Genomic DNA, 13,198 nt, shown 5'->3' on the forward strand with positions numbered 1-13,198 from the left:
TTTTTTCGTATAGGTGCTTACAATTTCATGATGTAAGCCAAAACAAAGTAAGGAGGGCGGTTTTCGTGAGGTTGATTTCCTCCGGTTTTATTAGTAGTAAAGGAATGTTTGTGTTTACCAGCAGATTTGGTTTTAGTATTTAGTGTTCCATGTGTTTCCCCGTCCATAGTAATTGTTTTAAGACCATTACCACTATCATTCCCCGAAGCTGGGTGCGATATGTTATGTACGTGATCTCCAATTTCTGAAGTGTTTCCTGTATGATTGTGGGCAGGCATTTGACTTGTGTTAAGTGTTACTTCATCCTTTCCTCCTATTTCACCAACTTGGTATTCTGGATTTTCTTTATCGAATCCAACAATAAATCTACCTGATAAATCAGGGGTTCCCTGGATTCCATTACATAAAGCCCATCCTGTGGGGATGTTTCCTATATTTCCTGACCACATGACGATGACACCTTTTGGCATCCGAGTATCTACATAGTTCTTTACGGCCATTTGCGTAGGAATTTTTTCGTGACTTGCTTCTTCTTTATCCAGGTCTACACTCGAAGAAATATTATCTGCCTTTAAGTTTTTTATAGTAATATCACCTTCTACCAATAAAGCTCCCTTTATAGTAACCCCTTCTTTTTTTGAAACCTCAAAAATAGTAGTAGGATTGTTTGTAGTATCAGTTACCGATAATAATGAGGGTACATTCTTACCTTCTATAGTAAGTTTAGAAGTTGGTTCCAAGGTTCCAACACCTACATTGCCTTCTCCTGATTTGATAAATAACCTACTTTGCCCGGTTGCATCTTTAATATTGAATCCGGGTTGATTGCTTGTCGGTTCATCAGAATTTACTCTGGGATTGAGGTTAATAGACCATTGCGGATTGTCATCTGCAAAACTTTCATATAGATCTAGTACCTCTTGCGTACCTACCCGCTCTCCTTCGGCCTGTATGGATATGGGATTTCCCTGCACTTTCGCTATACCGTCCTCTACCTGATTTAATCCGGCTTCTATAAAATCGGCAAACTCCTCTTGCGTAGGTTTGTCATTGATCTTAAAATATTCTTTGAGTTCTGTTCGGTTTTTCTTATTGATTTCCATCAGGTTATTTTTTTATTCTTTCTATTTTTTTATCAATTATCCATTGTTTTAAAGTTGATAAAACAAGTCTAATTTAATTTTTGACTTTTCTTCAAAATATCTTCGGCAGCACTTCGACAAGCTTAGTGTGACAACTCAGACTAAGACGAGCATTTTCTATTTTTACCTACTTAATAATTTTATCGAACTATAAAATCTTTATTGATTTCCATATAGTTAATTCCCTCGAAGCTGTCTTCTTCAAATCCACCTTCATTCACTACGTATACCTCGTGTATTTGCGCAGCAACCATGATCATATTAGGTTTGGAGGGGATAACAATAGTTTTTCCGTCATTTAGGCTTCGTACATCGTTAAAGGTCTCTCCATCCTCACTCTGAAACAATTTAAGATTAGCTACATAATCGATATACGGTCTTTCTGCAATAAAATTGATAATTACACTGGCATGAAGTGATCCTCCGATCTGTATATCTCTATCCTCACCATATGCCCATGGAGACATAAAACGCTTGATTTCTTCTATGAGCTTATTTTTATAAAAACCTTCATTATATCCTTCATGAAATTTTACAATGCACTCGGTAGATACTTGCAAATAAAAAGGATTGGTTACCGATATATCCGCATAGGTAGGTGCATGCATTTGTGCATATTTTTCAATCTGAAATAGGGTATCTGCTGCTACCTTTGGTGCAAACGGATCAAAAGGTAACTTTCCTTTAATATCGGGTACTACAATCACATCTACTCCTCCTGTTCTATCTTTTGCCGGAAGACACTTAGTCTTATATATCTGAGGAAACTGATTCAATATTACATGTTCGTAATCCCACATTGTAAGCGTCCTGTTTTTATGTCGTAGCCTTTCGCTAACACGTTTGTATAGCCCATTCCCTTTTTCGGCTGGTTTTCCTTTGCTAGAGGTAAAGGGTTGTGTAATCTTGGCGACCTCCTGAATCGGATTGAGCACTTCTGTAATGGTATCGATGGGTAATGGATTTTCGAAATGTGTAGGATCTACTTCTACACTAGAAAGTGTAGCACTTACTACCTGACTTCTAATATCAATAGTATCCGATATACCATTTATATCTTTAAAAGCACATATTTTAATCCAATGTAAATCGTTAGGCATTAAGGTGCCACCAGTAGTTACATCTGCTGGTATTTTTATTTTTACAATGCCTGTATTTACCAATCCATTAGTTGTATCTTCTAAGATCCCCGAAGGTGTTAGAGGCACCCACTCATTATCCCTAATATAATTCCATTGCAATTCGGGTTTTTGAATATCCGGATCGGCACTCCCTTCTGCCATCTGAAATAAAACAGATAGTATCTGTGGCGTTTTTAATTGATCGATCCCTAAGTACAACGAACCTTCGTCATTATATACTGGGATCAGGCTTGTCTCGATTCCCGGTGTCAAAAGATCATATCCAAATGGATGTATATGAAAGATCTTATTTGTACTTTTTTCAGGCTGTACATCTGCTGTTATATTCGCACATGCGGTATACGAAACCCCTAGTTTTTTTAGCTTAGGTTGATATGGCAAATTAATTCGTAGGTTTTTTATTTCTTCTTTTCCGGATAATGCTTGCTTTGTAAATAAGGTATTATATGCCGTATGCTGAAAGTTTACGGGTGTTAGTTCTATTCTAAAATATCGATCCCAGGATACTACCTCCTCTTCATCCATCTCGATGTCTAAACGCTCTTTGTATTTATAATCCGGACTTGTTTCTTGCATTCTAAAAGGTACATTCGCAATCGAAATAGTGCCTTCTTTTGTAAACAATGAGAAACCTTCTGATACTTTATCTCCTTCAGGGTTTTCTATCATAGTAGATAGTAAGACTTCTGCATTGCGATCATGAAAAAATACATCCGCTTTAAAATCACCATCATCTTCAATGATGGCAGCATTTGTTGCAAGTCGTTGTTCTATGAGTTCAGAAAGCTCTTCTTCGCTAAGTGCAGCAAGTTCTTCTTCTGTATGATTAGCCTGTATTAACCAGTAATTCTTATAATATTCTGTAAGGGATTTAGGTTGTTGTACCCATTCCATCTCCAGATATAAGTCTTTTATTCTTTTCTGAGCTATTTCTTCATTTGCAATATAGAAACTGCTTCCTATTTCGGGCTGGAACCCAAAGGGCTCAAAAGGTTTTTTGGTGTCAATAGTATTTTGATCGTTTTGTAAGATACTTTGTTGCATTCCTTGCACATCTACCCGAATATGTGCTTTTTGTAATCCAAGGTTTATTAAATGTTGATAATTACTTCGATAGCGTTCTTCTCCTTTTTCTTCTTCTAAAAAATGATGTAGTGTACATACCAGTGTTGGATGCTCTGATGCTACAAAAGAAGAAGATCTTGATCCAAAAGGTGTGACTGGCGGATCATTATCCTGAAGTTGTATTGCTATTTTTAAGGCATTTAGATATACCTGATCCGGTGCATATTTTTGTGCTTTCTCGACATTCTCATCAATCAATCCTACTTCTTGAACCTCTAGTATCGAAGTATCCTTAATCCCTATGATTTTATATATTTTTTGGGTGGTATCTACAATGTATTTACCAACATCTGTGATATCAAAGCTTTGATTATCGATACTAGTAATTGTAGTGTCATTTACTATAATATCTAAAGGAATTTCTGAAGTTACTCCTACATAATCCCCTAAAGAATAGGTTACTTTATTGGGTGTAAACCACTGTTCATTACTACTAAGGTAGGTCTGAAAGGGATCGTTTTTATCAAAAATCGACTGTAAGCTTTCTATAGTTGTATCTTCTTGTCCCAGATCTAGTAGTATCTCAATAGTACGTTTACCATCTTGGAGTAGTAAGGTGGGAGAACTTATAGCAAAACCAACCTCAGATGGTTTTAGGGAATGATCGGATATGGAAGATTGTCTATTACCAAACGTCTTAAATCGCTTACTTTCTTCTTCTTCATCATATTTACTAAAAACAAATTCTTTGGCATCCGCTGTTGCATAAATATCTGATAACTTTTCTATGCTAGGTGGAAAAATAGAGATCGATCGTATCTGGCGCTCAGCGAATTCTAGAATACGATATACTTTATCCTTATCTTCTTCAGAAGCCTTAGGATTCGCTTGAGTTTGCATGATATGTATAAAATCAAGTTCCGTTAATTGCAGGTCTACTATTACATATTCTAACGCTTTTTCTGCTTTTTCGTCTGCAGTCTGTATATCTTCGAATACCTGCTCTAACAAAGCTTTTTCTCCATTATATAAGGGCAATACATCTCCGGGATTTGGATTTCCATATACTTTTCTCATCATTACATCAAATCCTTCAACAGCGTGTAATTCTCTAAGGTTTTGTTGTCTTTGATGTATGATTTTTTTCTCATGAGCCTTTTCCAAGTCCTCATACACAGACTGCCAATCTGTAGGAATACCCTCTTTTTCTTCTTGATGTTTTAGAAAAATAAGATCAAAATCATTTCTTTTTAAAAATAGCTCTTGTGTTACATAGGAAATCGCAGCTGCATCCTCTTTTTTTACTGCTTCATTCAGCTCAAAAATATCCCCAATCTGATTCCCTGGAAAGTCCGGAAGGGCATCTCCAGGATTCGGGTGTCCCAAGGCCATTTCTATCATATCGATAAAGGCCGCATCCTTGGTTTTACCACGTTCTTGATGTGTATTTTGGATGGTAAGAAACTCCTTTGTTACAAAAACATTTTTAAGTTGTGTGATTTGAGCCTTGCTAATTACTGTATCTTCATTAGTAATGTACTGCAATTGATTACCCGAAGCGTCTTCTCCGGCCTCTAATACAGTTCCCTTGTTTACTTCTAGGTATTCGGTATTCTCTTCTAACTCTAATAATACATTGACCACATCCGGCACCGCCTCTTTTGTACTCAATCCAAGACGTTCTCTAAAATAAAAATCAAGATGTCTTTCTGTAAGTCCATTCATTTTGGATTTCACGTGATTTAATAACTTTAAGAAAGTCATAAATAGTGATACGTGAGGTTTGGATAGTTTGGCTTTCTTTTCTGAATCATTATAAAAACGTTCAGGATTTTCTACATATGCAGCTAATAGATCAGCCCACCGTTTTTGCTGAATCCTTCTTCCTTCCGGAGAATTTTGGTTAAATGTTTGCGGATCGTCAATTAAAAAAGACTCCCAAGTAGTAGTAGGCCTGTTTTGTGTATCAAAAAACTGAAGCTCTTTGGCTATACGTTGTGCTTCGGTAATCAGTTCTTCAATACTACGATCTTCTATCGCTACATAATCAGGACGAATCGCATCTGTATTGCGATCTTGCTGACTGGTTCCATCTCTAAGAAGTATATTATCTGAATTTTGAATGTGAGTCATTGTTTCTACTACTTTACTAGGTTTAAGTGGCCATTATTTTTGTATTTGCTGGTATTAATTGTCCTTGTCCCGGATACATAGGTACGGGATCCGGTGCATTAGTGGGAGGTGGCTGTTTTGCCTGAGCTGTAACTTTGAATTCTGCAATAAACATGTTTCCCTTGATCACGATGCTTTTATTACCACTTTTATTTTTTTGTGTTAACTGATCAGGTGCTAACTTTTTAATGGTTAAGGTTCCTGTTCCCGGAATCACAAAAGGAGGGGCCACATAGGAACAATTGGTCACCTCTACTTTGGATTCATCACCTGCTACACAAACCTTTTTTCCTTTAATGGTTGTCTTTCCAGAAGCTATCATTTTTCCGGGTTGTACACTTACCAAGGCACTCCCAAATACCGGAAGGAAATTGACCTGATCACCATCTATAATTATTGCATCCATTTTTTTTGTAATTTCTTTTTAAAGATCAAATGCCACAGTAGCAGCTTCATTAACATAGAAGGGATATACCAGATTAAAGCGATTATTGGTGCTTCTAACTATATAATTGATCGATATATGCACAATCCCTTTCTCTAGATCTATATCTGTTATCGTAACTGTTTCTACTAGGATTCTTGGTTCATACAATAGTAAAGCCCTGGATACCATATTACTCAACTCACTAGCAAATCGCTGATCTAATTCTTCGAACAAAAACTGCGTAAGGTCGCATCCAAAGTCCGGATGCATCATCCGCTCATTTAAAGAAGTAGATAACAAAATCTGAAGACTTTGCTTGATATCCTCTTCTCCTGCTGTAAATCCAACATCTGCACCACCTCCTGAAAAAGAAGGAGGGAACGCCCAGCCACTTCCTAAAAATTTATTATCCATCTTCTGAGAGTATTTCGGATGTTTCGTTGTGCGCAACCAGATTATTAGACTGGTACGATTTTAATTGCGAAGCTCCTTGTTGTTGTATTTTTTTGATTAACCCTGCTACTTTGATATAGGGTTGTTCACCTAGTCCCGCTAGTATTACATTAGCTTCTGACACTGTTAATTCCAGTTGTATATTATTTTTATCCATATGTATGCTTATATTAAATCCACTTTTTTCCCTTTGACTTTAATTTTCCCTTTAGCATTAATAATGAGATCTCCCTTAGCATCTATCATAAAATCTTTAGCACTCATCAGCTTGATACCATCTTTGCCTAGCTCTATTATATTTCCGTGAGCATCTTCTAGATTAATCTTCTTTTCTTTCTGATTGATACAAATGGTCTGTTCATTTGCGTGGTCTGCGTCTTCTGTAGATAAGGTTACTGTCTCTTTTTCTTCATCAAACAGAAGTTGAAAATTAGACTTGGTAAAAATCCCTTTATACGTGTTTTTTTTCTTTACTGTATTAGGCACTTTATTACTATGCATTGCACCCAATACAATGGCTTGCCTGGGATCGTCATTCAAAAAACCTACGACCACCCGATCTCCTTTTTCTGGCGGGAAAAAGATTCCGTGATCTGCTCCTGCATCCAACGAAGTAAACATCGCCAATACCTCTGTCGGTTTTCCTTCTTGATGAAATGCCGGTATATGTACCTGAAGCCTGAAGCCATGATCTGCATCTTCGATATGACCTAAAACAGTACCAACCTGCAAACCATTTACACCTGGAAGCAATCCGGCAGCTTGCGTATCTATAATATCCGATTGAGCGCTAAACCAGTTTGCATCCATACCAATTTGTAGATGAGTATACCATCCCGAACCTATAACGAATGTATTACGAACACCTGTGATGATATGATTTCCGTTAAATCGACTTACATTTTCAATTTTTATCGTCTGTCCTACCTTGAGCTTCCCATTTCCATCAATTCTAATGGTTCCTTGTACCGCAGAAAGTCTGGATTTTATAAGCTGTGCATCGGACCAGGATTGAAGTTCCAAAGGATCTGTGGGTACCGGATGAATTAATTGTGCTTCTTTAGCCCCCACTACATTCGATAGCCTCGGTACATCATACCCTATACTTCCTAACGTTTGTTCTTCGGCTTTTTTAGGAAGACTTAATGCTAATTGTTTTTTCTTGGTGTCTAAACCAAAAGTATGAATCTTCTCATATTGCCCCTGACTACTCAATTTTAAATCAAAATGTGCTAAATCGATACCAAAGGTTAAGGTAAGATCCGGATTTTTGATATTGGGTGTTTGAACAGATAGTTCTCCATTGTCAATTGCTACCAACTGCCCATTAGCTTCTGCTCTTGATATCATAAAATCCCAATCCGATACATAATATTGTACCATCTGCGAATGCACAAGTGTGGTGTCATTATTTTCTTTTACTTTTAAATCTTTGTATTTTCCAACAAGATCTTTTATGATCTCATTATCGGTAAGATTTTTATACACTTTGCTTTTTCGTAAGCTGGTCATTTTAATACAAGGATCACAAAGCTCTATGGTTAGCTCTGATTGATAATGAGATCTTTCTATTTCTTGATTAATGACAATACCTTCAAAAATCTTTTCTTCAGTGGTGTTTTTCCCTTCATATCGCATAAAGATTTCTATCAGGGATCCCGGTAAAAAAGCATCTCCATCCAGTGTTTCGAACTTTTGTTTCGCTATGCAACCATCATATAGTTTGAGCTCGGCCATTGGTATTTTATTGAACTCTTTATTGGTATCTAAAGACATCAATTGATACGTTCCCAACTGAAGGGTTTTGCCATTGCTTTTGATGGTATTTGTTACTACTGTTGATGTCATATTTTATTTTTCAATTGGAGGAAAATAAATTTCTTGTCCTGGTGTAAGATTCCTAAAACTCTTAAGCTTATTAACACGCGCTACTAATGGATAATGCATAGGTGATCCATATATATCCTGACACATTAATGGTAATTGATCACCTGCTTTTACTATTCGATAATGTGTTAAATCAGGAGATTGTAAATCTAATTTTGCTAATTGTTCATCAAGCGCATCATCTTCTATAAAGGAAACATTTAACTCTGCTCGCAATGGATCACCGCTTCTAGCAAACATGGTGTAATTAATATCCAAATCATTGAGCCTACAATTAAAATCAAGTGTTTGTCCCCAACTAAGTTTCAGAAAAGGAGGCTCATGGATTTTACCTTTAATTTTTACAATGTTTGTTAAAAAACCATCGATCCGCTCTGTTACATTGGTTTGAGAACCTGATAATACTCTAAATGCTGTTTCTGCTCCGTATTGATGTACATTGGTTCCATCAAAAATCAACTTCATTCTTACCGTAGATCGTGCACTATTGGTAAACTTAACTGTATCCTCGTTTTGAGGATTACTTGGCTGTTTAGTATACTTATTCGTAAAACTTCGTCGTACAGATTCTGGGTTAAACATCACCTCGAACTCCTTACCTGAATCTTTTCTTTCCTTCTTATCATAAGAAGTAATCTTGAGTTTTTGGAGTTTAAATGGATTTAAGCTATCTAATACCGACATATCTATCTAAGATTTTTCTTTTTTAATATCTTTAATACCTGATGTACACATTCCTGTACCAAAATGTTTTGCTCCATTCCAGAATCCTCCTTGGAAGCAATTTCGGATTGCTGCGTATCTGATACGACAGCTCTAATCACAATTTCTTTGATCTCAACAGCCATTTTTATATTCTTAAAATTTGAAATCGCGTATAGGCCAACTCCATAGTATCAATAGCTACCGAATTGGATTGCGCATCCAGATCCGACACAGACCATTTTACAGGATAGGCTTTTACAAATAACCATCCTCCGATCGGGATTCCTTCTTCATTAAATAATGTGACTAATACGTCAGAAGGGTTAAACTTAAATAGCGAAAATGAAGCATTGAATTCTAAGTTTAACGGAGAAGGGATTGCACTCGCTACATAGCCTCTTTCTAATACCAAATTATTGTAACTCATCATTTTTGGCATCCGATGTGCATGCAAATTTTCTCCTCCTTCATTTAGAGTTTCTAACTGTACATCTGTGCTGATACCACTGACCTTTTGAAACCTAAGATCAATAGGATTGGGAACTATCCCACCTGTCAAAAAAAATACTCCAAATCTGTGGGATAATGTGGGTTCTCTGTCTGCGAAATTGATTGCTTTTAAAACATCTAACATATACGAATTCTTAAGTGTGTTTTATTCTTAAATCATGTGCGATCAAATTCAGGCTTTCGAAGGCGATTTCACTCGCACTTGCACTGAATGATGGTGCATCTAATTTGAAAGGTAATGCTCGGGAAACCTCCCAAATTACGATGCCCATCCCAGTTTCATCACATAGTTCTATTCTGATATCTTTTTTTTCTCCAGACTTGATCCAGTCATACAGATCACTGCGACGCTTGACGATCCCTCTTTTTAGCGTGATATTAATCGGTTTTCGTTGACCTCGAATCAAATGATCCCCTACAGCCCAGCTAAAACCGTGTCTGTACAATACGTGCTCATGATCAATTTCTAATCCTGAAATCTCTGCAAAAGACATGATTTCAATCCCATTGATTGTTACCTGATAATTATAAACAGGTAGGGGATACTTTTCTATAATTCTTTGTTTGTCAACTGCCACAATTTGCTATCTTTTAGATATACATCAACTCTACACCTTTCTGAGTTGGTCTAGTATGAAATTAGAATACTACTTGTTTTACTATTTTGCTACGAATTACTTTAGCGACTATGCTTCTTCCATTGTGACTCTAGATGCCATTAGATCCATAGATTCTATAGCGACATCGTTAGAATTAGCGTCGAAAGAAGGTGCTGTAAGTTTGGTAGGAAAAGCATCGATGACCTTCCAGCTTACCACTGTACTACCAGTTTCGTCTAATAGATGTACTACAATATCTCTTTTATCTACTTGATTAAGCTGAATATCATTGATCCAATCATAAAAAATAGGAATACTTTTTCCTTTTACCAATCCCTTTTTCATAGAAATATTTACTGGCTGTATTTGCCCTGGCATATACATAATATTAGGTCCTACTTTACCTCCTGTGGCAAAGCTTTCTTTATAGGTATGTGTTTCGAAAGATAATTCTAGCCCTGATACCTCAGAGAAACTAATTGACTCTCCATTAATATCTACCCTATAATTATAAATAGGTAATGGATAATCTGTTTTTATTTGTGCTTTTGTTAACGCCATTTTTCTTATTTTTTATATGATTATATATCTCTTCTCTATAGATTAGGCCTCCTGTAGTTTGTGGGAGAATTTTAAAATGATAAACTCAGCAGGACGTACTGCGGCAAGTCCTATTTCTGCGATCATTCTTCCATTGAGAATATCTTCTTGTGTCATGGTTTTGCCTAATCCGATATTTACAAAATAAGCTTGCTCTTCTGTAGCTCCTGCCAGACCACCTTGCTGCCAGATTCCGTATAGGAAACTTTCGATCATTGCTTTTACTTTTAACCAAGTTACCGCATCATTGGATTCGAAAACAGCAAACTGAGATGCTTTTTTGGTAGATTCCTCTATCATGTTGAACAATCTTCTAACCGGTACATATCGCCATTCGTTATCATTGCCGTCCAGCGTACGAGCTCCCCATACCAAGGTTCCTTTACCTACAAAACCGCGTATGGCATTGATGGATTTACCATTATCGGAATCTACATTCAATCGTTCCTGATCTTTGGACGTTATTTTCTTTACGGGTCCTATTACTGCATTTAGACTAACATTTGCTGGTGCTTTCCATACGCCTCTTTCTCTATCCGTAGTTGCATAGGCACCTGCTACTGCCGCACTAGGAGGTAAGATGATCCGTTGTTTTGATACTTCGCTTACTACTCTATTGTATAATTCGGATTGAGACCCTTTAATATCAGATAATCTTAAAGACGCTCCATCTCCACCAGTTGTTGTCAGATTACGACTTCCTGTAAAGGACTCTACAGTGGCTGTTCCATCTAATACAATAATGTCAAAATCACCTTTATCATCGAATGCATTCCAGGCATCTACCACCTCGTTGGCTGATATACCCTCTCCTACATTAGTAATCGTTAAAGTGGTTCCAGTATTATTAAAAGAAGGTGTCCCAGCTGATCCTTTGTTAATCGTAGCTTTTGGTTCATCCTGCGCAGATCCATTGTATATTATTTTGATAGCTTCTTCAACCTTTAACTCAATGGTTTCTTGTCCTGAAGAACCAGAAATGATAACACTCTCTTCTTGATATTTGTACGTAAGTGACGTTTGCAAATACGGTGTATATGCCGCTCCATATTTTAGATGATTAGTTCCAATTCCATTTCTAAAAGATGCAACTCCTTCATCCCCTTTTTGGATATCAAAAATGCAAAACCTGTCTTTTAATTCCTGGCACTGACTTAGAGCAGTTTGACATACCTCATGATAATCAACCGGATCTAATTGAGTGGCTTCACCCAACATAATTAAGGTAGGTTCATCTTCTTTACTCAATACATCTAAGCCTTCTAAAAAAGATTCTTTGTTATAATCATCTTGATAACTTCCTACAGATATTACATAACAATCTCCTCCTCCATTTTTAAAATATAAATCTATTGCATGATATAATGTATGCTGTGGAGCTGTGACCTCAACATTTTCTATAACTTCTTCATTTACATTGACCTTAAAAGATGCGGGCTGAGCACCTCCAAAAGCCTCTTTGAATTCCAACAATGTGGATATTCTATAGGCCGCGTTTTTGATACTTTCACCGTTTTTTTCGGTTTTCTCAGTATATCCAATAAAAGCAGGTACTGCTGTGGAAACTTCTGCTACAGACTGTGGTAATAGAGGTACTTCCTCCGTATACACATCTGGTGTTAAAAATCTAGACATTTGTTTAAAGTTTTAAATATTTATAATTAGCACTCCCGAAAATCGATGTAATTCTTTCGGTATGCTTTTCTTACTTAATTTTAATTATTTGAACCCCGTTTTGTTCTTTTTTGGGATTAGGTAAATGGTTAATAAGTACATCACCATTTTTGATCAGTTTGATATTTTTTATAGGTCTATTACTATGGGGAACCAAATCTTTAGACTCAAAAGCCTTTATTTGGGTATTGGGGAAATTTAATCGTATAGAAGTTACAATCTGATCTGTGCTATTTTCGTCAATGATCATTGCATTAAAACTGATTTGCTCGTCTCTAGATTCTAATGTTATAATTGGATCTTCAGAATTAGAAATAAAATAATACTTCCATTTTATAGCCGTAGCAGTAAACTGAATCTGGTATGTAAATAACGTACCATCGTCCTCTGAATTCATTTCACTTCCTTTAATTTCTACTTTTGCTAGAGCAGGAAATCTCTGATAAGCTCCTTCCTGTTCAATTTCGCTAGCAACTAACTCAAGTTGATTTTTACGTAATTTTTCATTGGTAAAAAACATCATTTCACCTTCTTTTGCTTCAGACATATCCGTGAATTCCCGAACCGTATCCGAAGTAGGAAAAACATAAAAAGCAAATACATCATTCTGGATCTTTTCGGAAAAACCCTTGTTTTCTTCATCAATTCCAACAAGGCAACGTATTCCTCTGGTCGTTTTTTTAAGAAGCAATCCTCGTTTTTTTAAAAGCTCCTCTGTTTCTAATACCGGAGTGAGTACCAAATCGGCTGCTCCTCCTGAAAAATAGGAGTGTTCTATCGTAATAGAAAAGAATTCTTGATACTTCATGATCTTGTTTTTAT

The 13,198-nt window shown here is 36.5% G+C and carries 13 protein-coding genes; all 13 read right to left on the reverse strand.

The features are described 5' to 3' along the window. Window positions 1-17: 17 nt before the first annotated feature. Window positions 18-1,103 carry a phage baseplate protein gene (locus ABW637_RS00960; RefSeq protein WP_367582750.1) on the reverse strand — a complete coding sequence of 362 codons (1,086 nt, stop codon included), beginning with the start codon at window positions 1,101-1,103 and terminating at the stop codon, window positions 18-20. 179 nt (window positions 1,104-1,282) lie between these two features. Continuing rightward, the gene (locus ABW637_RS00965; RefSeq protein WP_367582751.1) at window positions 1,283-5,482 is read right to left on the reverse strand and encodes a baseplate J/gp47 family protein; all 4,200 of its coding nucleotides are present in this window, start codon (window positions 5,480-5,482) and stop codon (window positions 1,283-1,285) included. A 22-nt stretch (window positions 5,483-5,504) separates the two neighbouring features. Next, the gene (locus tag ABW637_RS00970) at window positions 5,505-5,927 is read right to left on the reverse strand and encodes a contractile injection system spike tip protein (protein WP_367582752.1); all 423 of its coding nucleotides are present in this window, start codon (window positions 5,925-5,927) and stop codon (window positions 5,505-5,507) included. Window positions 5,928-5,945: 18 nt separating this feature from the next. Continuing rightward, complete coding sequence (locus ABW637_RS00975) at window positions 5,946-6,362, reverse strand: GPW/gp25 family protein (protein ID WP_367582753.1); 417 nt, start codon at window positions 6,360-6,362, stop codon at window positions 5,946-5,948. After that, window positions 6,355-6,558 carry a hypothetical protein gene (locus ABW637_RS00980; protein ID WP_367582754.1) on the reverse strand — a complete coding sequence of 68 codons (204 nt, stop codon included), beginning with the start codon at window positions 6,556-6,558 and terminating at the stop codon, window positions 6,355-6,357. Before ABW637_RS00980 ends, ABW637_RS00975 begins: the two co-directional genes overlap by 8 nt. An 8-nt stretch (window positions 6,559-6,566) precedes the next feature. Continuing rightward, complete coding sequence (locus tag ABW637_RS00985; protein ID WP_367582755.1) at window positions 6,567-8,249, reverse strand: phage baseplate assembly protein V; 1,683 nt, start codon at window positions 8,247-8,249, stop codon at window positions 6,567-6,569. A gap of 3 nt (window positions 8,250-8,252) precedes the next feature. After that, window positions 8,253-8,972 carry a CIS tube protein gene (locus tag ABW637_RS00990; RefSeq protein WP_367582756.1) on the reverse strand — a complete coding sequence of 240 codons (720 nt, stop codon included), beginning with the start codon at window positions 8,970-8,972 and terminating at the stop codon, window positions 8,253-8,255. Window positions 8,973-8,974: 2 nt separating this feature from the next. After that, window positions 8,975-9,136 (reverse strand): DUF5908 family protein, encoded by a 162-nt coding sequence (locus tag ABW637_RS00995; RefSeq protein ID WP_367582757.1) that lies wholly within the window; start codon window positions 9,134-9,136, stop codon window positions 8,975-8,977. Between the two features lie 2 nt (window positions 9,137-9,138). After that, a complete protein-coding gene (locus ABW637_RS01000; RefSeq protein ID WP_367582758.1) occupies window positions 9,139-9,627 on the reverse strand; it encodes a phage tail protein in 489 nt (162 codons plus the stop codon). Between the two features lie 10 nt (window positions 9,628-9,637). Further along, on the reverse strand, window positions 9,638-10,081 hold the full coding sequence (locus ABW637_RS01005; protein ID WP_367582759.1) for a phage tail protein: 444 nt from the start codon (window positions 10,079-10,081) through the stop codon (window positions 9,638-9,640). 108 nt (window positions 10,082-10,189) lie between these two features. Then, complete coding sequence (locus tag ABW637_RS01010; RefSeq protein ID WP_367582760.1) at window positions 10,190-10,663, reverse strand: phage tail protein; 474 nt, start codon at window positions 10,661-10,663, stop codon at window positions 10,190-10,192. A 42-nt stretch (window positions 10,664-10,705) separates the two neighbouring features. Continuing rightward, window positions 10,706-12,337 (reverse strand): phage tail sheath family protein, encoded by a 1,632-nt coding sequence (locus ABW637_RS01015; protein WP_367582761.1) that lies wholly within the window; start codon window positions 12,335-12,337, stop codon window positions 10,706-10,708. 70 nt (window positions 12,338-12,407) lie between these two features. After that, window positions 12,408-13,184 (reverse strand): hypothetical protein, encoded by a 777-nt coding sequence (locus ABW637_RS01020; RefSeq protein ID WP_367582762.1) that lies wholly within the window; start codon window positions 13,182-13,184, stop codon window positions 12,408-12,410. Window positions 13,185-13,198 lie beyond the last annotated feature (14 nt).

The sequence above is a fragment of the Aquimarina penaris genome (assembly GCF_040786285.1).
Lineage (GTDB): Bacteria > Bacteroidota > Bacteroidia > Flavobacteriales > Flavobacteriaceae > Aquimarina.

Excerpts from the sequence above, each read along its gene's own strand:
- ABW637_RS00995 (WP_367582757.1), bottom strand. The coding sequence starts at position 9,136 with ATGGCTGTTGAGATCAAAGAAATTGTGATTAGAGCTGTCGTATCAGAT.
- ABW637_RS00975 (WP_367582753.1), bottom strand. The coding sequence starts at position 6,362 with ATGGATAATAAATTTTTAGGAAGTGGCTGGGCGTTCCCTCCTTCTTTT.
- ABW637_RS00990 (WP_367582756.1), bottom strand. The coding sequence starts at position 8,972 with ATGTCGGTATTAGATAGCTTAAATCCATTTAAACTCCAAAAACTCAAG.
- ABW637_RS01020 (WP_367582762.1), bottom strand. The coding sequence starts at position 13,184 with ATGAAGTATCAAGAATTCTTTTCTATTACGATAGAACACTCCTATTTT.
- ABW637_RS00960 (WP_367582750.1), bottom strand. The coding sequence starts at position 1,103 with ATGGAAATCAATAAGAAAAACCGAACAGAACTCAAAGAATATTTTAAG.
- ABW637_RS01015 (WP_367582761.1), bottom strand. The coding sequence starts at position 12,337 with ATGTCTAGATTTTTAACACCAGATGTGTATACGGAGGAAGTACCTCTA.
- ABW637_RS00970 (WP_367582752.1), bottom strand. The coding sequence starts at position 5,927 with ATGGATGCAATAATTATAGATGGTGATCAGGTCAATTTCCTTCCGGTA.
- ABW637_RS00985 (WP_367582755.1), bottom strand. The coding sequence starts at position 8,249 with ATGACATCAACAGTAGTAACAAATACCATCAAAAGCAATGGCAAAACC.
- ABW637_RS00965 (WP_367582751.1), bottom strand. The coding sequence starts at position 5,482 with ATGACTCACATTCAAAATTCAGATAATATACTTCTTAGAGATGGAACC.
- ABW637_RS01000 (WP_367582758.1), bottom strand. The coding sequence starts at position 9,627 with ATGTTAGATGTTTTAAAAGCAATCAATTTCGCAGACAGAGAACCCACA.
- ABW637_RS00980 (WP_367582754.1), bottom strand. The coding sequence starts at position 6,558 with ATGGATAAAAATAATATACAACTGGAATTAACAGTGTCAGAAGCTAAT.
- ABW637_RS01010 (WP_367582760.1), bottom strand. The coding sequence starts at position 10,663 with ATGGCGTTAACAAAAGCACAAATAAAAACAGATTATCCATTACCTATT.